This window comes from Janthinobacterium sp. PSPC1-1 (assembly GCF_049897625.1).
GTDB lineage: Bacteria > Pseudomonadota > Gammaproteobacteria > Burkholderiales > Burkholderiaceae_D > Janthinobacterium > Janthinobacterium tructae.
In genome coordinates this window covers 97867-123615 of sequence record NZ_JAFCWP010000010.1, presented here as the reverse complement: position 1 = coordinate 123615, position 25749 = coordinate 97867, and the positions used below count along the sequence as shown (strand labels likewise).

Here is a 25749-nt window from a genome sequence, read left to right as displayed (position 1 = left end):
ATAGACGAATTAGATGGAAAAAACTATCGGCGCTTGCCTTACACACCGACCTTATCCGCGATGCGACGCGCCATCGATTCGGCCTGGCCCTTGTCCTTCGCTTCCACCATCACGCGGATCAACGGTTCGGTGCCCGATGCGCGGATCAGCACGCGGCCCGTGTCGCCCAGTTCGGCCTCGACCAATTCTTTTTCGGCCACCATGGCGGCATTTTTTTGCCAGTCGAAACCGGGCGCCACGCGCAGGTTGATCAGGGTTTGCGGGAACAGCACCAGTTCGGCCAGGCATTGCTGCAGGCTCTGGCCGCTGCGCTTGAGCGCGGACAAGACCTGCAGCGCGGAAACGATGCCGTCGCCCGTCGTGTGGCGGTCCAGGCACAGCAGATGGCCGGAGCCCTCGCCGCCCAGTATCCAGCCCTTTTCCTTCATGACTTCCAGCACGTAGCGGTCGCCCACCTTGGCGCGCGCAAAGCCGATGCCCTGCTGCTTGAACAGCACTTCCAGCGCCATGTTGGTCATCAAGGTGCCGACGGCGCCCGCCACGGGGCCCGTTGCCAGGCGGTCCTTGACCATGACGTACAACAGCTCGTCGCCGTTATACAGGCGACCCGTGGCATCGCACATGATCAGGCGGTCGGCGTCGCCATCGAGGGCGATGCCCAGGTCGGCGCCGTGCTCGACGACGGCTTCAGCCATGGCCTTGGGCGCGGTGGCGCCGAAGCCCGCATTGATATTGAAGCCATCGGGCTTGTTGCCGATGGCGATGACTTCCGCCCCCAGCTCATGGAACACGTGCGGCGCGATATGGTAGGCGGCGCCATGCGCGCAGTCGACGACGATCTTCAGGCCGCGCAAGTCCAGCTCGTTCGGGAAGGTGCTCTTGCAAAATTCGATGTAACGGCCCTGGGCGTCGTCCAGGCGCTTGGCGCGGCCCAGCTTGTCCGACGGTACACAGGCCATGGGCTCGTCGAGCGCCGCTTCGATTTCCAGTTCCACGCTGTCGGGCAGCTTGGTGCCCTGGCTGGAAAAGAACTTGATGCCATTGTCATGATAGGGATTGTGCGAGGCGGAAATGACAACACCGGCCGACAGGCGCAGCGCCCGCGTCAGGTAGGCGATCGCCGGCGTCGGCATGGGGCCGGCCAGCATCACATCCACGCCGGCGGCCGACAGGCCCGCTTCCAGCGCCGCTTCCAGCATGTAGCCGGAAATGCGCGTGTCCTTGCCGATCAGCACCGTCGGGCGTGCCTTGCCGCCTTGCGACTTGGCCAGTACCTTGCCGGCCGCGTAGCCGAGGCGCATGACGAAATCGGGGGTGATCGGGACCGTGCCCACAAGACCGCGGATGCCATCGGTGCCAAAATATTTACGCGTCATCGTATTTCTCTTCTTGTTGTTTATGATAAATCTTACAGGCTCAGTGTGCCATGCGCCAGACCTTCAGTGCATCGACGGTTTCAGCTACATCATGCACACGGATAATTTCTGCACCTTGCGCTACCGCAGCAAGCGCACCGGCAACACTGCCAGCCAGGCGCTGCTCGACGGGACGTCCCGTGACGGCGCCGATCATCGACTTGCGCGACAGGCCCGCCAGCACGGGCAAGCCCAGCTCGCTGCGCAACTGGCGCGTGGCGCGCAGCAAGGCATAGTTTTGTTCCACCGTCTTGCCGAAACCAAAGCCGGGATCGACGCACAGGCGCTCTCGGTCGATGCCGGCCGCCGTCAGGGTGTCGATGCGTTCACGCAGGAAGTCGGTGACTTCGCGCACCACATCCTCGTACTGCGGCTGGGCTTGCATGGTTTCTGGCACGTTTTGCATGTGCATGATGCACAGCGCACAATCACTGTCCTGCACGGCCTCGATGGCGCCCGGCGCGCGAAAAGCGTTGATGTCGTTGATCATGTCGGCGCCCGCCAGGATGGCTTCGCGCATCACTTCGGGTTTATAGGTATCGACGGAGAGGGGCTTGCCGCAGTCGCGCATGGCGTACAGCACCGGCATGACGCGCGCAAGCTCGTCCGGCAACGGCAAGGGCGGCGCGCCGGGGCGGCTCGATTCGCCGCCGATATCGATGATGTCGACGCCGTCGACTATCATCTGCTCGGCGCGCGAGAGGGCAAATTCAAGGTGTTGATACTGGCCCGCATCGGAAAAGGAATCGGGCGTGATGTTCAGGATGCCCATCACCAGCGCCTGCGTGCCGGACAGGTTGAAGCCGAAACGGCCGAATTGTAAATAGTATCGCATGTGAATCTTTTAGTCGTCAGGAAAAAACTGCTGCGGCAACGAAAAAGGGCAAGGATCGCTCCTTACCCTCGCTCTTACGATACCACTGCACGCCACCTGGCAAGCAGTGGTCGCTATCAGGCTGGCGCCGTCACGTTTGGCGAGATGCCGCCCGTGCCGCTGTCACCGCCCGCATTGCGGCGTGGCGGAATGACTTTCGGTGGACGCGGCTCCAGGCCGGCCATGATGTCATTGATTTGCTCTGCATCAATGGTTTCCCATTCCAGCAAGGCTTTGGTCATCATTTCGACCTTGTCGCGGTTGCTTTCCAGCAAAGTGCGCGCCAAAGCATATTGCTTGTCGAGAATGTTGCGGATTTCAGCATCGACCTTTTGCTGGGTCGCTTCCGAGATCGTCTTGGTGGCGCCACCGAAGAAACCTTCGTTTTCGCTGTCTTCGTAGACCATCACGCCCATGCTGTCGGACATGCCGAAGCGGGTCACCATGGAGCGGGCCAGCTTGGTGGCACGCGAGAAGTCGTTCGACGCACCGGTGGACATTTGTCCCACGAAAATCTCTTCGGCGATGCGGCCACCGAACAGGATGGAAATTTCTTCCAGCATCTTGTCCTTGTAGGCGGACAAGTTATCGTGTTCCGGCAACTGCCAGGTCAGGCCCAGGGCCCAGCCGCGCGGCATGATCGTCACCTTGTGCACTGGATCGGCTTTTGGCAGCAACTTGGCGACGACTGCGTGACCGGACTCATGGTAAGCCGTATTGCGACGTTCTTCCTCGCGGATGATCATCGATTTACGCTCAGGACCCATGTAGATCTTGTCTTTCGCATCTTCGAAGTCGGCCATTTCCACCAGGCGCTTGCTGCGGCGGGCGGCAAACAGGGCTGCCTCGTTGACCAGGTTGGCCAGGTCGGCGCCCGAGAAACCGGGAGTGCCACGGGCCAGGATATCGGCTTTCACGTCGGTACTGATAGGTACTTTACGCATGTGCACGTTCAAGATCTGTTCGCGGCCGCGGATATCGGGCAAGCCGACGGACACCTGGCGGTCGAAACGGCCCGGACGCAACAGCGCTTTATCGAGTACGTCGGCACGGTTGGTGGCGGCCACGACGATGACGCCGGAGTTCGCTTCAAAACCGTCCATCTCGACCAGCAACTGGTTCAAGGTCTGTTCGCGCTCGTCATTGCCGCCGCCCATGCCGGCACCGCGGTGACGACCGACAGCGTCGATCTCATCGATGAAGATGATGCACGGTGAATGCTTTTTCGCGTTTTCGAACATGTCGCGCACGCGGCTTGCACCGACGCCGACGAACATTTCCACGAAGTCGGAACCGGAAATCGAGAAGAACGGCACCTTGGCTTCGCCGGCGATGGCGCGCGCGAGCAGGGTTTTACCCGTGCCCGGAGGACCGACCATCAGTACGCCGCGGGGAATGCGGCCGCCCAGTTTCTGGAATTTGCTCGGGTCTTTAAGGAAGTCGACCACTTCGTTGACTTCTTCTTTCGCTTCGTCGCAACCGGCGACATCGGCGAAGGTGACGGTATTGCTGGCTTCATCCATCATGCGCGCCTTCGACTTGCCGAACGAGAATGCCCCGCCCTTGCCGCCGCCTTGCATCTGACGCATGAAGAAGACCCAGACGCCGATCAACAGCAGCATGGGGAACCAGGATACAAAAATAGTTTGCAGGAACGACGCTTCCTCAGGCGGGCGCACATCGAAGTGCACGCCATTGTCGCGCAGATCGCCGATCAGGCCCTTGTCGAGGCTGGTGGCGGTGGTACGCACCTTGGTGTCGTCCATCAGCTTGGCGGTGATCGACGAACCTTCGATCACGACATCCTTGACACGCTTGGCTTTGACTTCATCCAGCAAATCGGAATAAGCGATGGCCTTGCTGCCGCCTGTGGCGCCATGACTGTCGAATTGCTTGAACAGCATGAACAACAGCAGCAATACGACTACCCAGATGGCAGATTTGGAAAACATGTTATTCACGAAGACTCCTTGGATGCAGTGCGCATCTCTTTACCAATAGCTAGAAACACGATTTTACTCGCAATAAGCGGGCCGTGCCAAAGCCCGCCGATCCGTGCGCGCGAAAAAACCGCGCTCACGCAAAAAAAATGCAGTATAAACAATTTAGGCTTTTATGCCATCAGACGCTACTGCACTTCTCGTTCCCATGTGCGGATTACCGCTTAAATATCAAGGGCGGAATCATCTTCTTGCACGGCATTTTTCAGCGGATTCTTGAGGCCACGCCCCATCAGGAAGATTTCTGACGATTTATCGCGGCTGGCCTTGGGCTTTTTCTGCACCACGACCTTGAATTCAGCGCGGAATTTCTCCACGATTTGGCTGAAACCCATGTCTTTGAAGCATTTCACCAACAAGACGCCCGATGGTTTCAAATGCAATTGCGAAAATTCGATGGCCAGGTCAATCAGATGTTCCATGCGCGCAGCGTCCGCCGTGGCGATGCCCGACAGATTCGGCGCCATGTCCGACAGGACCACGTCAACCTTGCGTCCTTGCAACACCACTTCCAGCTGGCGCAGCACGCGCGCTTCGCGGAAGTCGCCCTGGATGAAGTGGAAATCGGCGATCGGCTCCATTTCCAGCATGTCCAGGCCAATCAGGGTACCATTGACCCCGCCGCCGTCCTTGCCGGCCAGCTTGCGCCGCAGATACTGGGCCCAGCTGCCAGGAGTGCAACCAAGGTCGACAATTACCTGTCCGTGCTTGATCAGTTTTTCGTCTTCATCGATTTCTTTGAGCTTGTATGCTGCCCGGGCGCGGTAGCCCTCTTTTTGCGCCAACTTCACATAAGGATCATTTATGTGGTCGTGCAACCAGTTTTTGTTTAATTTCTTCTTTGCCATTCGCGTAGAATACTGCTTTTAAGGGAATTACTAAATATTATTATGCTAAAACTTACACCCGTAGAGCGCAGCGCACTGCGCGCCGAAGCACACGCGCTGAAGCCTATCGTCATCATTGGCGAAGCGGGCTTGACACCTGCTGTACTCAAAGAGATCGACCTTGGCCTGGATTCGCACGGTCTGATTAAAGTCCGCGTGTTCGGCGACGACCGCGAAGCCCGCGTCGGAATGTACGATACGATTTGCGGCAATCTCGGCGCCGCCCCGGTACAACATATTGGCAAACTGCTGGTAATCTACCGTCCGAAAAAAGAAGTGGTTAAGGAGAAGGTCAGCGCCGGCAAAGGCATGCGCGAAGTGACCATCGTCAAGGCCAGCGCCAGCGGCACCAAGCGCCCCAGCGTGACGAAAGTCATGATCAAGGGCAATGAGCGCGTTACCGAAGGCGGTTCCATCAAGCGTGCCAAGCCACGTCAGAAAAGCGCCAAGAAAAGCGCACTGGGCAGCAAGTAAGCCTGTTCACCCGGCAACCGCAAGGCTGCCGGGCTTGAAGCAAGAAGCGGAGCACGGGATATCCCCTGCTCCGCTTTTTTTGTTGCTGCTGCGGCGTCGGATTACGCGTGGCCTCGGGCCTCGCTAATCCGACCTACGTGTTGCCATGTAGGTCGGACTAGCGCGCAGCGCGTAATCCGACAAGCACGGCAGCGATTACTGCTGTTTCCAGATCAATATGCCCGCCAGCAAGCTCTGCACGGCAAAGATCAGGGTCGACACGCCATGCAGCATGCCGAAGCGGCTGCGCATGGCCTCGTCCATGATGCCCGACGGGGCTTGCGCCTTGAGCTCGGCCATCAGCGGCGAAATGCCGAAATGACTGAGCAACGCGCACACCAGCATCGACAGCACCAGCGCCCCCAAGAGACGGCGGCGCTTGAGCTCCAGGGCGCCAGCACCCCATTGCAGCAAGGCCAGCAACACCAAAGCACAGGCGATCGACAGCCACGCCTCGGCGCGGAACATGCTGCCGGCGATATTGCCCGCCAGCACACGGTCGCTCAGGGTAGCAAACAAGGTGGGCGCCACGATGAAGCCGATGGTCCACAGGCTGCCGGCCCACAGGGTGGCAACGAGGAAGCGCAGGCGGGCGAGCATCAGATGTACTGTACTTCCAGGATTTCGTATTCGCGCGGGCCGGACGGCGCCTGCACTTCCACCACGTCGCCGGCGTACTTGCCGATCAGCGCGCGCGCGATCGGGGACGTCACGGAGACTTTGTTCTTTTTCAGGTCGGCTTCATCGAGGCCGACGATCTGGTACGTGACTTTCTGGCCCGATTCCAGGTCTTCCAGGTTCACGGTCGAGGCAAACACCACGCGGCCTTCCGCGTCGAGCGCGGTCGGGTCGATGATTTGCGCTGCGCCCAGCTTGCCTTCGAGCTCGGCGATGCGGCCTTCGACGAAGGCCTGGCGTTCCTTGGCGGCATCGTATTCGGCGTTTTCCGACAAATCTCCGTGCGAGCGCGCTTCGGCGATCGCATCGATGACGATGCGGCGTTCCTTGGTCTTCAAATGATGCAGTTCTTCCTTCAGAAGTTCTGCGCCGTATTTGGTCAATGGGACTGAGGTCATGTTATCTCTACTATCTGCTGGTTATCGGTGCCGTTGTCAGTGTTTTACCACGGTTAACGGACTTACCAAGTGAAAACCACAGAGGCCGCGCGCTGCTCTGCACGGAACTCTGTGGTTGATAAGCATGCAGTGTACCGCCTAACGGCGGCCACTGCAAACGCACTTAGTTCAAGGTCTTGTGCAGACCTTGCAAATCGTACACACGCAACTCATCCAGATGGCGGATGCCTTCGACGGCCGCTTCCGCGCCCGCGATGGTGGTGTAGGTCGTCACGCGCGACGCCAGGGCCGAGGTGCGGATGGCCCGCGAATCGACGATGGCGCTGCGTTTTTCTTCCACGGTGTTAATCACCAACACGATTTCATGGTTCTTGATCATGTCGACGATGTGCGGACGGCCTTCGATCACCTTGTTCACTGGCGTGACGGCGATGCCGGCAGCAGCGATCACGGCGGCGGTGCCCTTGGTGGCGACCACGGTGAAGCCCGACTCGACCAGGTCGCGCGCCACTTGCACGGCGCGTGGCTTGTCCGACGCTTTCACGCTGATGAAGACCTTGCCCGATTTTGGCAGGTTCACGCCAGCGCCCAGTTGCGATTTCACAAACGCTTCGCCGAACGTCAGGCCCACGCCCATGACTTCGCCCGTCGATTTCATTTCAGGGCCCAGGATGGTGTCCACGCCCGGGAACTTGACGAACGGGAACACGGCTTCCTTGACGCTGAAGTAAGGCGGCACGACTTCCTGCGTGATGCCTTGCGAGGCCAGCGACTGGCCGACCATGCAGCGCGCGGCGATCTTCGCCAGTTGCAGACCGGTGGCTTTCGACACGAAAGGCACGGTGCGCGAAGCGCGCGGATTGACTTCCAGCACGAAGACGACGTCTTTCATTTCGCCGTCGATTTCCTGTTTCTGGATGGCGAACTGCACGTTCATCAGGCCGACCACGTTCAAACCCTTGGCCATCAGCGCCGTCTGGCGTTTCAGTTCATCGATGGTTTCTTGCGACAGCGAGTATGGTGGCAAGGAGCAAGCCGAGTCGCCCGAGTGGACGCCAGCCTGTTCGATGTGTTCCATCACGCCGCCGATAAACGTCGTTTCGCCGTCGGAGATGCAATCGACGTCGCACTCGATGGCGTCGTTCAGGAAGCGGTCCAGCAGCACTGGCGAATCGTGCGAGACCTTGACAGCTTCGCGCATGTAGCGCTCGAGGTCGCGTTGCTCATGGACGATTTCCATGGCGCGGCCGCCCAGCACGTACGATGGACGCACGACCAGCGGGTAGCCGATTTCCTGCGCCAGCGCCAAAGCGTCGGCTTCCGTGCGCGCGGTGCGGTTAGGCGGCTGGCGCAGTTCCAGCTTGTGCAGCAGTTGCTGGAAACGCTCGCGGTCTTCGGCCGCATCGATCATGTCGGGCGAGGTGCCGATGATCGGCACGCCATTCGCTTCCAGGTCCAGCGCCAGTTTTAATGGTGTCTGGCCGCCGTACTGCACGATCACGCCCACCGGTTTTTCGATGGCGACGATTTCCAGCACGTCTTCCAGGGTCAGGGACTCGAAGTACAAACGGTCCGAGGTATCGTAGTCAGTCGATACTGTTTCTGGGTTGCAATTGACCATGATGGTTTCGTAGCCGTCTTCGCGCATGGCGAGGGCCGCGTGGACGCAGCAATAGTCAAATTCGATACCCTGGCCGATACGGTTCGGGCCACCGCCCAGCACCATGATCTTTTTCTTGTCGGTCGGATTCGATTCGCACTCTTCGTCGTACGTGGAATACATGTACGCCGTGTCGGTCGAAAATTCCGCCGCGCACGTGTCGACGCGCTTGTAGACGGGACGGATGTTCAGCGCATGACGCTGCAGGCGCACGGCCGTGTCGGTCGTCTGCAGCAAAAAGCCCAGGCGGCGGTCCGAGAAACCCTTCTGTTTCAACTTGTACAGGGTGTTCTTGTCCAGGTTGTCCAGCTTCTGCGTATCCAGCCACAGTTCCAGGTCGACGATTTCCTTGATCTGGATCAGGAACCATGGGTCGATCTTGGTGAGATTGTGCACTTCTTCCAAAGTAAAACCTTGGGCAAACGCATCGCCCACGTACCAGATGCGCTCAGGACCAGGCTCGCCCAGTTCTTCTTCGATCTTTTCGCGGTCCTTGGTCTTTTCGTTCATGCCGTCCACGCCCACTTCCAGGCCGCGCAAGGCTTTCTGGAACGATTCCTGGAACGTACGGCCGATCGCCATCACTTCGCCGACGGATTTCATCTGCGTCGTCAGGTGGTGGTCGGCGGTCGGGAACTTCTCGAACGTGAAACGGGGAATCTTCGTGACGACGTAATCGATCGACGGTTCGAACGAGGCCGGCGTGGCGCCGCCCGTGATTTCATTGCGCAGCTCGTCCAGGGTGTAACCGACGGCCAGCTTGGCGGCGATCTTTGCAATCGGGAAACCCGTGGCTTTCGATGCCAGGGCCGACGAACGCGATACGCGCGGGTTCATCTCGATGACGATCATGCGGCCATCGACAGGGTTGATCGAGAATTGCACGTTCGAGCCACCGGTGTCGACGCCGATCTCGCGCAGCACTGCCAGACTGGCATTGCGCATGATCTGGTATTCCTTGTCCGTCAGGGTTTGCGCCGGCGCAACGGTAATCGAGTCACCCGTGTGCACGCCCATCGGGTCGAGGTTTTCGATCGAGCAGATGATGATGCAGTTGTCCGCCTTGTCGCGTACCACTTCCATCTCGTACTCTTTCCAGCCCAGCAACGATTCTTCGATCAGCAACTCTTTCGTCGGCGAGGCTTCCAGGCCGCGCTTGCAGATGGTTTCGAATTCTTCTTCGTTGTAGGCGATGCCGCCGCCGGAACCGCCCATGGTGAACGATGGACGGATGATGGTCGGGAAACCCAAGGTGCGCTGCACGGCCCACGATTCTTCCATCGAGTGCGCCACGCCGGAGCGGGCCGAACCGAGGCCGATCTTGGTCATCGCGTCCTTGAACTTGGAACGGTCTTCCGCCTTGTCGATGGCTTCCGGCGATGCGCCGATCAGCTCGACGTTATATTTCGCCAGCACGCCGTTGTTGAACAGGTCCAGCGCGCAGTTCAGCGCCGTCTGGCCGCCCATCGTCGGCAGGATGGCGTCAGGACGCTCCTTGGCGATGATGCGTTCAACGACCGACCAGGTGATCGGTTCGATGTAGGTGACGTCGGCCATTTCCGGGTCCGTCATGATGGTCGCAGGATTGCTGTTGACCAGGATGACTTTGTAGCCCTCTTCGCGCAGCGCCTTGCACGCTTGCGCGCCGGAATAATCGAATTCGCAGGCCTGGCCGATCACGATCGGGCCAGCGCCAATAATCAGAATACTTTTGATATCTAAACGTTTAGGCATTTTTCTTTTTCTCCTCCGCAGCCATCAAGTTGATGAAGCGGTCAAACAGGTAAGCAACATCCATCGGGCCCGGCGACGCTTCAGGGTGGCCCTGGAAGCAGAAGGCCGGCTTGTCCGTGCGGGCAAAGCCCTGCAGGGAGCCGTCGAACAGCGATTCATGGGTCACGCGGCAATTCGCGGGCAGAGTTGCCGCGTCGACTGCGAAACCGTGGTTTTGCGAGGTAATCAAGACCTGTTTCGTTTCCAGGTCTTGCACCGGGTGGTTCGCGCCGTGGTGGCCGAACTTCATCTTCAGGGTCTTCGCGCCGGAAGCGATCGCCATGATCTGGTGACCGAGGCAGATGCCGAAGGTCGGGATACCCTTCTCGATCAGCTCCTTGGTTGCCGCAATCGCGTAGTCGCACGGCTCCGGGTCGCCGGGACCGTTCGACAGGAAAATGCCGTCCGGGTTCAGCGCCAGGGCATCGGCTGCGGTGGCTTGCGCCGGCAGCACGGTGACCTTGCAGCCGCGCGCCGTCAGCATGCGCAGGATGTTGCGCTTGACGCCGTAGTCGAAGGCGACCACGTGGTATTTCGCGTCCGCGTCAGCCAGTTGGCCGTAGCCTTCGCCCAAGGTCCATTCCGTTTCGCGGTACTCGTAGGCGGCCTTGCTTGATACCACCTTGGCCAGGTCCATGCCGGCCAGGCCGGGGAAGGAGCGGGCCAGTTCCAGCGCTTGCGCGGCGGATGGCTCATTGCCTTGCGTGCCGACCAGGATGGCACCGCCCTGCGCACCTTTTTCACGCAGGATGCGCGTGAGCTTGCGTGTATCGATGCCGGCGATGGCGACGATATTTTCAGCTTTCAGGTAGTCGGACAGGGAGAGCGTGGAACGGAAATTGGATGCCAGCAATGGCAGATCGCGGATGATGAGGCCAGCGGCGTGAACCTTGGAAGACTCGACGTCTTCCGGATTGACGCCCGTATTGCCGATATGCGGATAGGTCAGGGTGACCATCTGGCGGCAATAGCTTGGGTCGGTAAGGATTTCCTGATACCCGGTCATCGAGGTGTTGAAAACAACCTCGCCCGTGGTATGACCGGCGGCACCGATCGAAAAACCTTTAAAGATCGTTCCATCAGCAAGCGCTAATATGGCTGGAACGGCAGGGCCAGAAAAAAATGGCGGCAAGGGCAACTCCTGATAAAGTTACCGTAGCTGCGCCACGTCAGACCGACCGCCTAGATACCCGAGCCAGATGCACTCAGGGTGTTTCAACGGTCATTTTGAATGAGGGGATGGGTAGTCGCTACGGTATATGTGTGATTGGCTAAACCTTTGAATTATAACCAAAAGGAAGCTTTTCCACAAGGAAGAAAATACAGAAGGCCCGGCATTTTTTGCGCAGCAGCATAAATCCTGCGCCCCATGAAAAAAGCCGCCCGGCTTGCGCGGGGCGGCTGCTTCTGCAACTGCGGCGACTACTTAGGCCGTCAAAGCAGCAATACCTGCTTTGGCGATTTGCGCATCTTCGGCGGACTTCACGCCCGAGACGCCGACGGCGCCCACGTAGTGACCATCAAACACGATGGGCACGCCGCCTTCGAGCAAGCCGTCGATTTCCGGCGCGCTCAGGAACGATACGCGGCCGCCATTGATCATCTCTTCATAGATGCGCGATTCGCGGCGGCCCAGGGCGGCCGTCTTGGCTTTCGATGGGGCGATGTGCGACGAGATCGGCGCCACGCCATCCATGCGCTGCAGCCACAGCAGGTGGCCGCCATCGTCGACGATGGCGATCGTGACCGCCCAGTTATTCTTGACCGCTTCCGCTTCGGCGGCGGCAGCGATTTTCTTTACGTCGTCCAGGGTCAAAATCGGTTTCGATTGCATGGTGCATCCTTGTTATGTTGAATCAAAATTGTATACGAAATGCGCAGCGGCGCGATCGATTACTGATCGCTTACTGCTCGCGTTTGGCTTTCAGCTTTTGCTTGAGCTGCGCCATGACGGCAAACGTCGCCTGCTCGCCCGCCAGGATGGCCTGGTTGCGGCTGTTGAAATCGTTGCCCTTCATGGTGCCCAGGCTGGGCTGGATCACCACGTCCGCATCCTTCAGTTCGAACTGGTTGATGCGCTGGCCCATGATGGCGAAGGTCTGCATCAGCACTTCCATCGAGCTGATGGCCTTTTGCGTATCCGTTTGTGACGAGATATTCACGGCAATGATGAAATCGGCGCCCATGTCGCGCGCAAAGCGCACGGGCACGGGAGCGACGAGGCCGCCATCGACATAGGTGTGGCCGGCGATCGTCACGGGCTGGAACACGCCGGGCACGGCCGACGAGGCGCGCACCGCCATGCCGGTGTTGCCACGCTGGAACAGGATCGGCTGGCCATTTTTCAAATCGGTCGCCACCACGCCAAACGGAATCTTCAGCTTTTCCAGCGGCACGCCGCCGACAGCCTTGTTGACATAGCTTTGCAGCGCCTCGCCCTTGAGCACGCCGGACGACTTGCCGAACAGGGGCAAGGCCCAGTCGGAAATGGCCGCCTCGTCCATGTCGAAGGCCATCTTTTGCAGGGCGAAGCCGGAGTTGCCTGCCGCATACAGGGCGCCCACCACGCTGCCGGCGCTGGTGCCGGTGACGATGTCGGCGTGGATACCCTGCGATTCGAGCGCCTTGATCACGCCAATGTGCGCGAAGCCGCGCGCCGCGCCACCGCCCAGCGCCAGGCCGATCTTGATCTTGCGCGGCGTGACGACGATGGGTTCCGGTGGCGTCAATACTTGTATGGGTTTCGGGGCGGTGGTATCGCAGCCGGCCAGCGCAAAGGCGGCCAGGGCAAGCAGGGTCAGGCGTTTAGGGAACATGGTGGAGAGTGAGAACCGCGCGCGGCAGTGGCAACAAAGGAGAGCCGATTGTAGCGCAAGCGGGGCCGCTGGCACTGAAGACAGTCTTAAATGTTTATGGTGACAAGGTTCGTGTGCACCGCACTCTGCCACCACACGGCTGCTAGACTGGCACCTGGCTTCTTACTTGCTCCCACTATGTCAGAACATCAATTTGCCGACAGCCGCGCCCTGAGCGCCCCTTTTTCACAGCAACTGGTCAGCCACCCCGGCGACGGCGCCCTCGCCTGGCTGACTTCCGTGCTGGCCACGCAGGCGCCCGCGCTGCGCTCATCGAACGCCATTTTGCTGGCCTACACGGGCAATCCGGCCGCCATCGCCTGGATCGACGCGAATATCGGCTCGCCCGTGGCAGGAGCATGGGGCGTGGCGGCGGCCCTGCTGGGCACGCCCTGGCCGCGCATCCTTGACTGGCTGCAGCGCGGCGGCCCGCACCGGCTGATGGCGCTCGATACCCTGTACGCCTACCGAAAACCCGCCGTCAACATGTCGCCGCTGGAACAGATCGCCGCACCCGTGCTGCCGCAAGCGCCCGCGCGCGCCGGCCTCGATGCCGCGCTGGCCGCTTGCCTGGCCGCGTCCGCCACCCCACGCATCCAGGCGGCCGTCAACTCGATCAACATTCATGCGGACGACATCCTGCGCGGCGGCCCACGCGGCGTTGCCGTGGCCGACTTGCCGCGTCTGTACCTCGATCCGGCGCCGTTCAAGCATGCGCCCGCCATTCTGGAGCAGCACGCGACCGTGGTAGACGGCATGCGCGAAAACCTGCAGAACTTGCTCAAGGGCATACTGTGAACAGGCCAGCTCTGGTGACCATCGACTTGAGCGATATCAACACCGCGCGCCAGTTGCATGCCAGCCTGGCAGCCGCGCTGGCCTTTCCTTCCATGTATGGCATGAACTGGGATGCCTTCTGGGATGCCATCACGGGCCTGGTGGACATGCCGCAACAGCTGGAACTGCGCGGTTGGCCAGCCTTCGCGGCACGCCTGCCCGCCGATGCGGCCATGCTGCAGAACATCCTGGCGCGGATGGCGCAGGACATGCCGGCCCAGGCAGCGCAAGTGCGCTATACCTGAGCCTGCGACATTGTCTACTTCGAATACCCCTGTTCATTGAACTGTCCCGCATCCAGGGTGGCCCAAGCATGCCGGATGCCCCACCACATCAGATAGGCATTGCCGCCGCCACGCGCGCGGAACCACGGTTTCACGGGGTCGATCGGGCGCACCTTGGCCGGCGGCAAGATCAGCACGCCGGTCGTCTGGCCGGCATCGCTGGTGCCCGCCACCAGCACGTTCTGGCCAAAGTGATTCGCCTGCGCGATGCCCAGCGCCACATTCGTCAAGGCCGTGGCGGCGCCCATTTCGCCCAGTAGCGCCGGGGTGTTGAAGGTTTGCTTGAGAAAATCGAAGGCCGGCAATTCAGTCGTCAAGGTTTGCGCCAGGTAGGCGATACGGTCAGGCGACGCCGGCCGGGTGTTGTTCGCATCGTGAATCACATAGCCGATATCTACCTCACTCTTGCGCCCATTCGCGGCCGCTTGCGCCAGCGTCGCCTGCCAGGCCTGCACCGTGGGCGGCGGCAAGCCCTTCTGCGCCGTAAATGCACTGACCTGCTGCGTGGCCGGATAGCCTATCCACGCCAGCGCATCGCGCTCCGTCTTGTAATGGGGACCGGCCAGGACCAGCAAGACCATGTTTTCATTGATCTGCTCATCTTTCGGAAAGCTGGGCGCATCCCAGCTCATCACCCACACCGTTTCAGCGGGATGCGCCTGTAAGTAATCGAGGGCAGCCGCCAGAGACACAAAGCCTGCATTCGCGCCGCCGGCCGTCACGCGCACGTCGGGCGGGGTGGACTTGGTCCAGGAGTTGGGGAAGTTCGGGTTGCCGATGGAAAAGGTATCGATGATCTCCTCGCGCAGGACATCGCCAGCCTGGATGGGATCAAGCCGCTCTGCCGGCACCGCATATTCAACATGGATGCCTGCCAGTTCGTTCCAGCCTATTTTGTTTTTTACGTCATGGGCATTGTAAAAATAGGTGGGATTTGAAAAATACATTCCATGAAATCTCAATATAAACCCCAATACGTACTGACTATGAAAATCACTAAAATCACTTTTACTTTTTTCTGATTGCGCGATATCCGAAACAAACCTGACATCGGAAAATTCTTTCGGATATAGTTCCACCATGTCATCTTTTTTATTAGGTCTTACTTTCCCAAGGGTCCATAGCAGCTGCCACTCAGTAGGATAATCTTGACGTTGGAGTGGATTTAACCATTGCACACCCACTACTTGCGCAGTAAATGGCATTCCGATATTCATAGTGTCAATCTTGTTTTTTCCGACAATTAATTCTGATTTGACGATACATGACGATAGCCCCATCGTTGCCATAATTGCCGCCATGGAAGTAGCTATAAAATTTTTAGCCATGGTTACTATCCCTTATTTAAATATTTCTTATGAAATTTCAGGATGCGCTATTTTCTCGTGAGTTTTTTATTTTATCTGGCATCGAACCTTCTGAAGAACTTTCACTCCAGGCTAACGCTGACAAACCTTTAAAAATCCCTTTTGCAAAATATTTGTGCAGCATTTTCATTTCGTTATTACCTAAAAAACCCTCAAGAAACCGCCAATCCGCCATCGTCCTCAACTCCCGCAAATCCGTTTCCAACAGATGGCAGCAGCCCACGGCCACGTCATACGCCAGCGCCTTTCTGGAATGCTCGCTGTTGGTCAGGATGGTGGAGTGATCGGTGGCATAGGTCCCCACGTTGCCGGCCAGGCCGGCCTGGATTTTCCGCTGGCGCCATGCTGTGTATTGCGCGCTCGCCGTCTCGGGATGGTCTTCTTCCGTGACGTGTTTGCCTTTCTCGACCTTGCCTTCGCGCTTGGCCATCATGCGCAGGGAGGCGTGGTATTCGTATTGCAGTGCCGCTTCGCTCTCCTCGTTGCCGCGCGCGGCATCGGTGCGCTGTTTTTCGCCATGCAGGCCGCCACGCGGTATCTCCAGCTCGCGCTCGCCATGGAACGGGTCGCCCTGCGGATGGGCGGCATCCTTGTTGCGATCCCAGCCATGCGGATGCAGTCCCATGTCAAAGCTGGGGCAGATAGCGCCAAATAACTTCGCCTGCGGGAAGAAGGTCTCTGGCAGGTCGGGCGCTTCCAGCGGGATTTTCCAGTACTTGTCGGGCGAGGCATTGATACGCTTGCGCATCAAGGTGGTGGCCACAATGGCGATGGGCGCAAACGCCACGGTGAGTATCTGGAACAGCCAGTTCTCTTGCGCTTCCAGGCCCTTGGCCACGCTATACGTGGAAATCATGGAAGGCGGATTCCAGAAATGGTCGCTGCCAAAGTCGATGGCAGGACGATGATCGCCCCAGTAGTCGTACGCGCCTTTTACGCCGACAGGAAAACCTTCGGCAAACACGCGCTGGGTAAATATTCCCTTCCCGCCCGCTCTGGCGATTTCACCCGGATCGAGCTTGCCCTGGCGGTCTTTCTTTGGCAGGCCACCCTTGTCCAGCACGGGGCCGGCCAGGCCGCGCCAGCCCATGCCTTGCACCGTCAAGGAGGAAATCACCTGGTCGTGCGGATTGCAATACAGGGTCACGCGTCCCACGGTCGCGCCCCGCAGGCCATAACTGTCAATATCGTGCTGCGCCTTGAACGGGTGGTGCGCACTGCTCATGGCCTGGTCGATTTTCCCGGCTGGCCATTGTGCGGCGCGCCGCTCGCCGATGAGGGCGAAAAAGGCGGCCAGTGTGTCGATGCGCGCCGCGGCCGTCTGGCGACCCGTGCTACCGTCGGCCGCCTTCAGATTCGACGACGTCCAGTTCTCCGCCATATTGTTTTCCACCACGCTGTACGGTGGATTGCACAGCACGTAATTATCGGCAATGCAAGGCCACAGCCTGCCTTGGGAGTCCGCCACCTTGGGCAGGCGTTCACCCAGGAAGGCCGCTGCCATGCTGACCATATTGCCCTGGCTATGACACACGATGGTGATCGGCACGTCGGCCTGCTTTTTCCGGATGGCCTCGATCAACCGCGCCAGGCGGTAGGCGGCCAACACGAAATACGGGCGTGGCGGGCAGGCGTACACCTGTCTGTCATTGGTCGGATTCATGTGCTGAATCTGCATCCACAAAAACAACTGGTCCGACAAGCCTTCGCCCCACAGGTCCGGCAGCGAACTACAACCGTTGGCGAACGGTCCGCCACCCCAGTAATTCTGTTCGTTCAGGAATATGCCGTCGCCATACGTCTGCAACTCCTCGTCATTGGCCGCATAACCCCAGCGAAAGCGGATCACGGGCGAATAGCCATCGCCTTCCATGAAGGTTCTGGGTTTCATTAGGGGATTGATGAAACCGTCGCGCGTCAGCTGCTTCAGATAGCGGGCCGGCGTCATGGCGATGCCCTCTTGCGCGCCGCGATCAGGATCATGCTGGCGCCGGTGCAAACGTGCATTCAATCCCGCGCACAAACCTGTTTCCGCCTCGTCATACCACTCGCCATCGGAATTGACGCCATGCACGAAAATCATGATGCCCGGCAAGGGCAAGCGCGTGGTAATCGGCAGCGTGTCATGGTCGAAGCGCAGCAAGCCGTTTTTTTCGCCTATCTGCAGGTATTTGCTTTCATCGAAGGGCAAGGAGCCCGCCTTGGGCCTGTGTACGCTCATGCCTGACTCCCGTGAATGATGGACAACGCAATATCCACGCTCAGTCGCGCGGCCTGAAAATACGCACCTTGAGTTTTTCCAGGCTGTCGCCCACGATGGCGGCGCCCTTGCCTTCGCTGTCGGCATCGACCACTTGCTGCGAGCCATCCTCGCGATCCACGACGATTTTGACGCCGCTGACGGGACTGTCGTCGAGGCCGGAAAGCACCTGCGGCATGCGACCCAGGTCGCCCTCGTCAAAGCTCGGCAGTTCAGCCTTGCTGCTGGCCGGGCCATTCCAGTGATGGCCGTCGGTCTTGATGGTCAGCGCACCCGGCCCACCCAGTTCCACGTTGCCGCCCGCCAGTTTCAGATAGGCGCCACCGGCCGTCATGAACGTGATTTCATCCTGCGCCATGCCGATCATGCGGGTATTGGCCGTTAATTTCAGGGCCTTGGCGGCGTTCAGCTGCATCTCGTCAAACTGGCTCTGCATGAGAAATTTCCCATGGTGCGCGATCTGGGTGATGCCGCCCTTGTGGGCAAACACGGAAACGCCAGCGCCGGCCTGCATGCTGCAGCGCTGGCCCGCGATCACATGCACATGCTGCTGCGCCACCGTGTCGACATTCACGCCGGCGTAGCTGACGATGGTCTTCGGGCTGCTCAGCGCCAGCCCGGCGGGCGCTGTCAGGCTGGCAGCGGGCGCCACGGCACCAGCAACCGCCTCTTTCAAGGCGGCGGCAGGCACCACGTCAACCGGCAGCGCCTGGTGCGCGCCAGCGTATTCGCCCAGCGATTTGAACAGATCCAGGCACTCTTGCATCAACGCCAGATGTTCCTCAGCGGATAACTGGCTGCCTGTCGCGTCGAGGCGCCGCCAGGCCGACAACAGCAGCGCCTTGCCGCTGCGGATCGCGCCGCCGTGATCGCTGCGCAACTCGAATCCGTCGCCGCGCTGCTGACCAGCGCCGCCGGCGCGCGGCTCGACCAGGAACCCAAGGTTGAGCTCAGTGGTGGCGTGATCGCTGGCCAGCTGGGCACTGATCTGCCTGGGCGTGTCGTCAAAACGCAGCTGATTGCCGCCCTGGCCGCGCACTTCGCGGCTGCGCAGGCCCGCCAGGTAGCGGTTGCCCGGCAGTGCGCCGCGCTTGCTGAGTGCAGGCGGCGGTGCCACGGCGTTGAACAATTGTCCCAGTACAATCGGCCGGTCAGGGTCGCCTGCCAAAAAACCGATCAGCACTTCCGAGCCGATGCGCGGCAATGCCAAGGTGCCGCACTGGTGCGCGCTGCCCTGTCCATCGCCAGCCCAGTTGCTGACGACGCGCAGCCAGGCCGTGTCGCGCTCCGTATCCGAGGCGCCGGAACCTTGCGCATGTGCATGGTCGGCAGCGCGGGTGGCAGGAAAACGCACCTTGATGCGCCCTTGCTCGTCGCAATGCACTTCTTCACCGCTGGGTCCGACGACGATGGCGCTTTGCAGCTGCGGCTGTGGCACATCGCGCTGTGGATCGAATGCGGGCACCAAGGCCACGCTGGAACGCACGCAGCTGAAGCGCATGCGATAACGCGGCGTTTCCGGCCCCGTCTCGCCTGCCACCCAGGTTGCGCCTTGCGCCAGCCAATCACTGGCGGCGAACAGACGCGCGATGCGCGCATCCAGGGCGCGCGGCAGGTTGTTACTGGCATGCACTTCCAATGCCGTGACAAGGAAACGCCGGGCATCTGGCCGATGCTGGTCGATTTCCGGATGACCTTCCAGGCTGAACTGCTGGCCGGCACACAGTGAACGCACGACGCCCTCGCCATGAAAACACTTGGTTTCCACGTCATGGCGCGCCATCGCCAGCAAACCCAGCTGGCGAAAATCTTCTGCGTCATTGCCCATGTGCGGCGTCGCCACGAAATAGTCGTCGAGGCTGGCTGCAAGGCAATTGCCGCTGGCACCCTGGTCCGCCATGCCATCCGCATCCGTCTGCATGAACTGGCGGTTGCGCGGCGCCGCATAATCCCAGCTATGCCGCCCCACGCTGCCTGCCTGCAGGGTGCGCACGGCACCCCAGGCCGTGATGGTATCGCTCTCTTCGGTGGCGTCCGCCCGGTGGTAGCGGATGACAGGCGCCACGTTCTCCGGCAGGCGGCTGGCGTCGTCGAACAGCAACAAGACATGCGACGGCATGGCGTCGGATGTCCCATGCCGTGCGGCGCCAGGCTGGATGACCCAGGAAATGCCGCGCCGCCGCAGCAGGCGCCGGATGAATGCGGCATCGGATTCATTGTGCTGCATGGTCAGTTCGCGCGCCGGAAAGTGACGCCCGGCCAAGGCCTGATCGATTTCGCAAGCAAACGTGGCGCCGATGATGGTATTGCCCAGCCGCCATTCGGCAATCAGCAGTTCGACGATCTCCAGCTCCGTCTTGCCGCGGAACACACGCGTATTGCGGCGTTTTCCCATCAAGGTCAGCGCATCGTGCAGCACCAGCTGGTAAGTGGCGAGGCCGCCATCGCTCAATCCAGCGGAGGCCTGCGCGACGATGCCGCACACGCTGCGCAACTGCCCTGCGTCGGTAACGATCTGCAACTCGGCAGGAACACCGATGAACTGCTTGAGCGGCAACTGCGCATCGAGCGAGACGCAACGTATGCGGTACTCCAGGCCGGCGCAAATGGCTTCGCGCCCATCTACCTGCTGCGGTAACAGCACATCGTCGTTGATTCCGTCCGCATACGCCAGCCGCAGGCGCAATGGCCGGTGATGGGCGTTCAGTTCCTTCGCCGCCAGCATGAACTGCATGAATTCGTCCGCGCTCTCCATTCCATCTCCCCAGTGCCGATACGCCTCGCTCCCAGCTCATCAGTATTCATACATTTGCCGGCTGCCAATTGCGGCGCATCAAGCGGCACCGGGAAATCGGATGTCGTAGCACATGGCGTCACAGTCGCGGCGGGCCTCTTCGCTCAGCAAGCGCGCGCCCTGCCCCAGGCCCGCTGCGCCCTGCTCCACCCTGGCCGTCAGGCTGCTGCCATGCACGTCGGCAGCGCGCAGGATCAGACGGATTTCGTATTGCATGCATGGCAAGCCAAACAGGCTCAACATGTTTTTCAAGGCCAGCGCAGCGGAATGTCCGGGGAGAAAATCGTCGAACTGTGCCCGAGTCAAAGGCCCCAGGTACAGGCGCATGCGCAAGTCCCGGCGCCGGCAGCGCGCGCCCAGCATGGCGCCCTGCCCCAGGCTCACATTGCTGCGATTGAGCAGGGAATGCTCATTGCTTGGGCGCACGTGCCAGGTGCTGACGAAGGACTCGATACGCAAGGGCACGCCGAAATAATCCGCCAGCACATCGGCCATCAACTCGGTGCTGACGGGCCGCTGCCGCAGTGCCGCAGCGTAGTAAGCAAGCGCTTCCGGCGGCAGCGCACCGGTGCTTGCCAGGCGCGCCGGCCAAGCGCCAGCCAGCGCCAGCTGTAATGACAAAAACCCGGGGCGGCCGCTTGCGTCGACCTGGCACTCGATCCGACTGCCGGCCCAGGCCTGATAAAACAGCACGGGCGCGCGTTGCGCCAAGGCATCGAGAAAGGCTCGCGCGCCGGCATTGCCCGTGGCACGCTCCTGGCGCACCAGCCGCTCCGTATAGTGCAGGGGCAAGGTGCCATTCACACCCAGCAAGCCCATGAAACTGGGCCGCAGGTGCAGGCGGCCATGCTCGCCGTCATGCCACACCGCCTCTATCTCGCAGGCGGGAAACGCCAGCGCAACGCTCTGATGGAAACGCAAGCCATCGTGCAGTGCGGAATCGGCGCACGCGCCCTGCCGGCATAGCCAGCGTTCGAGCAGGCGCACGGTCTGAAAGAAACCAAAACGGTATGGCGCCTGGGACAGCAGCGCGATTACGCCAGTGCTTGCTGGCCATTGCGGGGCGGGCATCGCAGCAACTCCTTCCCACTTTTGTGCGAAATGACGAACAAACGGCAATAGCTGTTGACATGAACATACATGCCCAGCACATGCTCGATCACTTGCGCAAAGACATGCAGGCCGCTGCCGACGTAGGCCTCTTCATCCACCGTCAGCAAGACGTCGATGCCAAATACCAGCACGCCGCCACTGGCGTCGGGCATCCAGGTGCTGCTGGCGCGCTGCGTCAAGGCCTGGATACCTTGAATTTGCCGTTGTGACGTGAGTGAAGCAGGCAAATCATGCAGCGCCAGCATTTCCTGAAACAACGCCAGACCATCCTCCTGCAAAGACTGATGATTCAACGACAACAATGCCAGCAAACGGGCTTGCGCAGGCAAGTCAGCTTTAAAGCGATACGCCGGACTCGGCTGGCGCAACAGGCGCACCGGCAGCGCGCCAGCCGGCCCCTCGTGCCGCAGATCGCCATCCGGAGCACCGACCGGCAATGCACTCGGCAAGTTGCGATTGCTGCATGTCAGATCGACCGATACCGTCGTTATCCCGGCATAGGTATCGTCCTCGTCGCCGTCGACAAACGCCAGGCTGCTTTCGTAACCGGGATGGCTGAGCGCCCGCGCCTCATCGCGCCGCGCCACCCAGTAACGGCTCTGCGCGCCGCCAGCCTGCCCATGGCGCATGGCATAAAACGGCTGGCAGTGCGTCAGCGTGCCGGCATGGGCGCCCTGCCGCACCAAGCGCACGGCATCGACACTATGAATGTCATACGCGTGCGCATATTTATGCTCGGCCAGCAGCGGATACTCGCTGTGCATTTGCGTCAACCGGATCGGCGCTGCTGCCTGCTGGAACAAATTAATCACCGGCGTGCAGGCAAGCAGCAAATTGCTTGCCGATACAGACCGTAGCAGGCGTGCGCCAGCGCTGCTGGCAGCGATGTTCCGCAGGCCCAGATGCAAGGTCCAGCGTTGGCATCCAGGCGGCAACAGCGGTGTGATCTGGCCAAGGTCGATATCAAAGAACTGGAATTTGTCAGGGCAGGCGAAGTATTCTGTCAGCAGGCAGTAGGCACGGTGGGAACCCGGCTTGCGCGGCAACAGCGCCTCCTCCGGCAAAAAACCGACGGCACGCAGCGGTACTTGCGCCAGCGGCAACTGCACGCCGCCGGCCTCGATCCAGGCATACGCGGCATGCAAAAACAGGGCATCGCGCAAGGTGGCCGTCAGCGATGGCGTGCCATCGATGAAGACGCGCACGGCCGGCAGCCTCAATTGCTCCAGCGTACCGGCGGCCGACGTGGAGACGATATCGATGGCGATCGCAGTCGATATATCGGACGGTAAATTGACCGCCGCAGCAACATCCATCACGGGAACGAAGCGCGCGCCGGCAAGGCTGAGCGGCGCCAGCACCACGTCATAGGCGGTGCGAAACTTGCAGACGACGCCCTGGTATGGCGGTGCATGCATCAATGTTCCACGCGGCAAGATATCGATGCCGTCGCGCGCCTGGCCCGGCACGCCGCTGGCGTCCACGTGGGCAATCGAGCACGCGGGAAACGGCCTCAGGTAGTGTGGAAAATTCACTTCCAGCATGGACTCGGTGAAAACATGGCGTGCGTCATCGATCTTCTTGGCCGTGCGGGCATTGCACAAGGCATATGCCTCGATCAGGCGCTCGATATGCGGGTCCTGGCAACTGTTGCCAGTCAGACCCAGTGCACCGGCGACGCCGGGATAGCGCGCAGCGAATTCCTGCTGATGCGTACGTAACATATCCAGTTCGAGTTCATAGTATTTCAGCAACGATTCCATGCTGGCAGCTCCAAAGCAGGGCGGGCGACACAGGTCGCCAGACGGAAACTGCATTATTCAATAATGATAGAAAAGTAAGTTGCGCAGGAACAATAAGTCGAGCTGCGGCATGGCAGCAGCATCGTTCCCTGCCGAAATATGCTTGACAGCCCGGCCCCACTTCCCTTACATTAAGTGCATGTCCTCCTTCAAACATTCCTCCCCTTCCCTGCTGTCGCTATCGCGACTACTGCTAGCACGCGCATAAGTTTGCCGCATTGCTTCGCCTGGCCACACGCCGGCGTGTTTCAAAAACCCTGGAAGGTTTGATGATGTTTGCACCATCCCCCGCTACACCCGTAACTTCTGACGCGACCGCCACCGCTGGCGCCGTTGCCCTGTTTTGCCTGCTAAAACTACCGACCGCTTGCCTGGCCTAGTGTTGCGTGGCCGCCCGGCAAGCTTGCGCCACAACCATTGATTTCCCCCCTATCTTCAGGAGTACCCGATCATGATGTTGCAAAACCCAGCTTCCAAATACCGCGCCTTTCCTCCCGTCAAATTGACCGACCGTCAATGGCCGAACCAGATCATCAGCAAACCGCCTATCTGGATGAGCACCGACTTGCGCGACGGCAACCAGTCCTTGATCGAGCCGATGAGCGCGGAAAAGAAGCTGCGCTTCTTCGAGATGCTGATCGCCATCGGCCTGAAGGAAATCGAAGTGGGTTTCCCATCGGCATCGCAGACGGATTTCGACTTCGTGCGCAAGCTCGTGGATGAAAAGCGCATCCCGGACGACGTCACCATCATCGTGCTGACCCAGTCGCGCGAAGAATTGATACGCCGCACGGTGGAATCGGTGGTCGGCGCCAAGCGCGCCATCGTGCACCTGTACAACTCCGTGGCGCCCGTGTTCCGCAAGGTCGTGTTCGGCATGTCGCGCGAAGAAATCACGCAGATCGCCACCACCGGCACCACCCTGGTCAAACAGCTGGTGGCGCAGCATCCGCAAACGGAATGGGGCTTTGAATACACGCCGGAATCGTTTTCCACCACGGAACTCGATTTCTCCAAGCACATCTGCGACGCCGTCAGCGCCATCTGGAAGCCGACGCCGGCCAACAAGATGATCATCAACCTGCCATCGACCGTGGAATGCAGCACGCCCAACGTGTATGCGGACCAGATCGAATGGATGTCGCGCAAACTGGCGCGCCGCGATTCCATCATCATCAGCGTGCATCCGCATAACGACCGCGGCACGGCCGTCGCGTCGGCCGAGCTGGCCGTGATGGCGGGCGCGGACCGCGTGGAAGGCTGCCTGTTCGGCAATGGCGAGCGCACGGGCAACGTCGACCTGGTCACTTTGGCGATGAATTTGTACACGCAGGGCGTGCATCCGGGCCTGGATTTCTCCGACATCGATACCGTGCGCAAGTGCGTGGAAGAGTGCAACCAGTTGCCCGTCCACCCGCGCCACCCATATGCGGGCGACCTGGTCTTCACGGCCTTCTCCGGCTCGCACCAGGATGCGATCAAGAAAGGTTTTGCCAAGCAACAACCGGACAGCATCTGGGAAGTGCCGTACTTGCCCATCGATCCGGCCGACCTGGGCCGCAGCTACGACGCCGTGATCCGCGTCAACAGCCAGTCCGGCAAGGGCGGCATGGCGTATTTGCTGGAACAGGAATACGGCCTGGTCTTGCCGCGCCGCCTGCAGATCGAATTCTCGCGCGCCGTGCAAGCCGTGGCCGACGCCACGGGCCGCGAAATCGCCGCGCAGGATATCCACGAAATCTTCCAGAAGGAATACCTTGAGCAGACGGCGCCGTACGCCTACGCTTCGCACCGCATGGTGGAAGACACCAGCAGCGATGAATCCGTGCAGATCGACATCAGCCTGTCGCACCGCCAGACGCCGCTGGCCCTGCAAGGCGGCGGTAACGGCCCCATCGACGCCTTCGTCAATGCGCTGGGCCTGGACATCAAACTGATGGATTACCATGAGCACTCGATCGGCTCGGGCGCCAACGCGCAAGCGGCTTGCTACGTGGAATTGCGCCTCGACAACGGCCCGACCCTGTTCGGCGCCGCCATCGACAGCAATATCGTCACCGCCTCGTTCAAGGCTGTCTTGTCGGCCGTGAACCGCCGCATCGCGCAGACGGACGCCGAAAAAACAACAGCAGCCGACGTGGCGGCCAGCGCCGCCTGAGCACGACTCGGGCATCCCTCATAGGGAGAAAAAGCGGTACGGCTTGATCGCCGTGCCGCTTTTTCATTTCTATTGGGCAAT

19 protein-coding genes are annotated in these 25749 nt (G+C 60.4%); 4 read left to right on the top strand and 15 right to left on the bottom strand.

Annotated features, from left to right (window positions below; genetic code table 11):
* Window positions 1-38 precede the first annotated feature (38 nt).
* The 4 genes from glmM to ACP7EG_RS24805 all read right to left on the bottom strand — a co-directional run bounded on the left by glmM (window position 39) and on the right by ACP7EG_RS24805 (window position 5137).
* Entirely contained in the window at window positions 39-1376 is a 1338-nt protein-coding gene (gene glmM / locus ACP7EG_RS24820) for a phosphoglucosamine mutase (protein WP_426089716.1), read from the bottom strand.
* A 40-nt stretch (window positions 1377-1416) separates the two neighbouring features.
* Window positions 1417-2250: a dihydropteroate synthase gene (gene folP, locus ACP7EG_RS24815; RefSeq protein WP_426089715.1), complete on the bottom strand. Its 834-nt coding sequence runs from the start codon at window positions 2248-2250 to the stop codon at window positions 1417-1419.
* A gap of 116 nt (window positions 2251-2366) precedes the next feature.
* Complete coding sequence (gene ftsH, locus ACP7EG_RS24810; RefSeq protein WP_071077941.1) at window positions 2367-4250, bottom strand: ATP-dependent zinc metalloprotease FtsH; 1884 nt, start codon at window positions 4248-4250, stop codon at window positions 2367-2369.
* Between the two features lie 203 nt (window positions 4251-4453).
* Window positions 4454-5137, bottom strand: coding sequence for an RlmE family RNA methyltransferase (locus tag ACP7EG_RS24805; protein WP_096234939.1), 684 nt, complete (start codon window positions 5135-5137; stop codon window positions 4454-4456).
* Window positions 5138-5179: 42 nt separating this feature from the next.
* Between ACP7EG_RS24805 and ACP7EG_RS24800 the strand changes: the two genes are divergently transcribed.
* Window positions 5180-5650, top strand: coding sequence for a YhbY family RNA-binding protein (locus ACP7EG_RS24800; RefSeq protein WP_010397237.1), 471 nt, complete (start codon window positions 5180-5182; stop codon window positions 5648-5650).
* Window positions 5651-5845: 195 nt separating this feature from the next.
* Here the strand turns inward: ACP7EG_RS24800 and ACP7EG_RS24795 are convergent, their stop codons facing one another.
* The 6 genes from ACP7EG_RS24795 to ACP7EG_RS24770 all read right to left on the bottom strand — a co-directional run bounded on the left by ACP7EG_RS24795 (window position 5846) and on the right by ACP7EG_RS24770 (window position 13014).
* Window positions 5846-6289 (bottom strand): DUF4149 domain-containing protein, encoded by a 444-nt coding sequence (locus ACP7EG_RS24795; RefSeq protein ID WP_426089714.1) that lies wholly within the window; start codon window positions 6287-6289, stop codon window positions 5846-5848.
* Entirely contained in the window at window positions 6289-6765 is a 477-nt protein-coding gene (greA, locus tag ACP7EG_RS24790) for a transcription elongation factor GreA (protein WP_071077944.1), read from the bottom strand. The genes ACP7EG_RS24795 and greA overlap by 1 nt, the downstream gene beginning before the upstream one ends.
* A 163-nt stretch (window positions 6766-6928) precedes the next feature.
* Window positions 6929-10159, bottom strand: a complete 3231-nt coding sequence (gene carB / locus ACP7EG_RS24785; protein ID WP_116744059.1) for a carbamoyl-phosphate synthase large subunit — start codon at window positions 10157-10159, stop codon at window positions 6929-6931.
* The gene (gene carA / locus ACP7EG_RS24780; protein WP_071077946.1) at window positions 10152-11330 is read right to left on the bottom strand and encodes a glutamine-hydrolyzing carbamoyl-phosphate synthase small subunit; all 1179 of its coding nucleotides are present in this window, start codon (window positions 11328-11330) and stop codon (window positions 10152-10154) included. Before carA ends, carB begins: the two co-directional genes overlap by 8 nt.
* A gap of 294 nt (window positions 11331-11624) precedes the next feature.
* A complete protein-coding gene (locus ACP7EG_RS24775) occupies window positions 11625-12032 on the bottom strand; it encodes a GlcG/HbpS family heme-binding protein (protein ID WP_034786036.1) in 408 nt (135 codons plus the stop codon).
* A gap of 70 nt (window positions 12033-12102) precedes the next feature.
* Window positions 12103-13014, bottom strand: coding sequence for a patatin-like phospholipase family protein (locus ACP7EG_RS24770; RefSeq protein WP_071077947.1), 912 nt, complete (start codon window positions 13012-13014; stop codon window positions 12103-12105).
* A 177-nt stretch (window positions 13015-13191) separates the two neighbouring features.
* On the opposite strand from ACP7EG_RS24770, the gene ACP7EG_RS24765 reads away from it, so the two are divergent.
* Together ACP7EG_RS24765 and ACP7EG_RS24760 are read left to right on the top strand one after the other, a co-directional pair.
* Window positions 13192-13851, top strand: coding sequence for a hypothetical protein (locus tag ACP7EG_RS24765; protein ID WP_426089713.1), 660 nt, complete (start codon window positions 13192-13194; stop codon window positions 13849-13851).
* On the top strand, window positions 13848-14135 hold the full coding sequence (locus ACP7EG_RS24760; RefSeq protein WP_426089712.1) for a barstar family protein: 288 nt from the start codon (window positions 13848-13850) through the stop codon (window positions 14133-14135). The genes ACP7EG_RS24765 and ACP7EG_RS24760 overlap by 4 nt, the downstream gene beginning before the upstream one ends.
* Before the next feature lie 14 nt (window positions 14136-14149).
* Here the strand turns inward: ACP7EG_RS24760 and ACP7EG_RS24755 are convergent, their stop codons facing one another.
* From ACP7EG_RS24755 to tssF, 5 genes are all read right to left on the bottom strand, one after another.
* Window positions 14150-15121, bottom strand: a complete 972-nt coding sequence (locus tag ACP7EG_RS24755; protein WP_426089710.1) for a hypothetical protein — start codon at window positions 15119-15121, stop codon at window positions 14150-14152.
* Window positions 15122-15539: 418 nt separating this feature from the next.
* Window positions 15540-17762, bottom strand: coding sequence for a T6SS effector phospholipase Tle3 domain-containing protein (locus ACP7EG_RS24750; protein WP_426089709.1), 2223 nt, complete (start codon window positions 17760-17762; stop codon window positions 15540-15542).
* 40 nt (window positions 17763-17802) lie between these two features.
* Window positions 17803-20556: a type VI secretion system Vgr family protein gene (locus ACP7EG_RS24745; RefSeq protein WP_426089708.1), complete on the bottom strand. Its 2754-nt coding sequence runs from the start codon at window positions 20554-20556 to the stop codon at window positions 17803-17805.
* A gap of 78 nt (window positions 20557-20634) precedes the next feature.
* The gene (gene tssG / locus ACP7EG_RS24740; RefSeq protein ID WP_426089707.1) at window positions 20635-21666 is read right to left on the bottom strand and encodes a type VI secretion system baseplate subunit TssG; all 1032 of its coding nucleotides are present in this window, start codon (window positions 21664-21666) and stop codon (window positions 20635-20637) included.
* Window positions 21630-23471 (bottom strand): type VI secretion system baseplate subunit TssF, encoded by a 1842-nt coding sequence (gene tssF, locus ACP7EG_RS24735; RefSeq protein WP_426089705.1) that lies wholly within the window; start codon window positions 23469-23471, stop codon window positions 21630-21632. Before tssF ends, tssG begins: the two co-directional genes overlap by 37 nt.
* Window positions 23472-23961: 490 nt before the next feature.
* On the opposite strand from tssF, the gene leuA reads away from it, so the two are divergent.
* Entirely contained in the window at window positions 23962-25668 is a 1707-nt protein-coding gene (leuA, locus tag ACP7EG_RS24730; RefSeq protein WP_426089704.1) for a 2-isopropylmalate synthase, read from the top strand.
* Window positions 25669-25749 lie beyond the last annotated feature (81 nt).

Bases quoted from the DNA above. Each gene is read 5' to 3' on its own strand.
- ACP7EG_RS24775 (WP_034786036.1), bottom strand. From the start codon at position 12,032: ATGCAATCGAAACCGATTTTGACCCTGGACGACGTAAAGAAAATCGCT.
- ACP7EG_RS24755 (WP_426089710.1), bottom strand. From the start codon at position 15,121: ATGTATTTTTCAAATCCCACCTATTTTTACAATGCCCATGACGTAAAA.
- ACP7EG_RS24805 (WP_096234939.1), bottom strand. From the start codon at position 5,137: ATGGCAAAGAAGAAATTAAACAAAAACTGGTTGCACGACCACATAAAT.
- tssF (WP_426089705.1), bottom strand. From the start codon at position 23,471: ATGGAATCGTTGCTGAAATACTATGAACTCGAACTGGATATGTTACGT.
- ACP7EG_RS24770 (WP_071077947.1), bottom strand. From the start codon at position 13,014: ATGTTCCCTAAACGCCTGACCCTGCTTGCCCTGGCCGCCTTTGCGCTG.
- tssG (WP_426089707.1), bottom strand. From the start codon at position 21,666: ATGCCCGCCCCGCAATGGCCAGCAAGCACTGGCGTAATCGCGCTGCTG.
- greA (WP_071077944.1), bottom strand. From the start codon at position 6,765: ATGACCTCAGTCCCATTGACCAAATACGGCGCAGAACTTCTGAAGGAA.
- ACP7EG_RS24800 (WP_010397237.1), top strand. From the start codon at position 5,180: ATGCTAAAACTTACACCCGTAGAGCGCAGCGCACTGCGCGCCGAAGCA.
- glmM (WP_426089716.1), bottom strand. From the start codon at position 1,376: ATGACGCGTAAATATTTTGGCACCGATGGCATCCGCGGTCTTGTGGGC.
- folP (WP_426089715.1), bottom strand. From the start codon at position 2,250: ATGCGATACTATTTACAATTCGGCCGTTTCGGCTTCAACCTGTCCGGC.
- ACP7EG_RS24745 (WP_426089708.1), bottom strand. From the start codon at position 20,556: ATGGAGAGCGCGGACGAATTCATGCAGTTCATGCTGGCGGCGAAGGAA.
- carB (WP_116744059.1), bottom strand. From the start codon at position 10,159: ATGCCTAAACGTTTAGATATCAAAAGTATTCTGATTATTGGCGCTGGC.
- leuA (WP_426089704.1), top strand. From the start codon at position 23,962: ATGATGTTGCAAAACCCAGCTTCCAAATACCGCGCCTTTCCTCCCGTC.
- ACP7EG_RS24750 (WP_426089709.1), bottom strand. From the start codon at position 17,762: ATGAGCGTACACAGGCCCAAGGCGGGCTCCTTGCCCTTCGATGAAAGC.
- ACP7EG_RS24795 (WP_426089714.1), bottom strand. From the start codon at position 6,289: ATGCTCGCCCGCCTGCGCTTCCTCGTTGCCACCCTGTGGGCCGGCAGC.
- ACP7EG_RS24765 (WP_426089713.1), top strand. From the start codon at position 13,192: ATGTCAGAACATCAATTTGCCGACAGCCGCGCCCTGAGCGCCCCTTTT.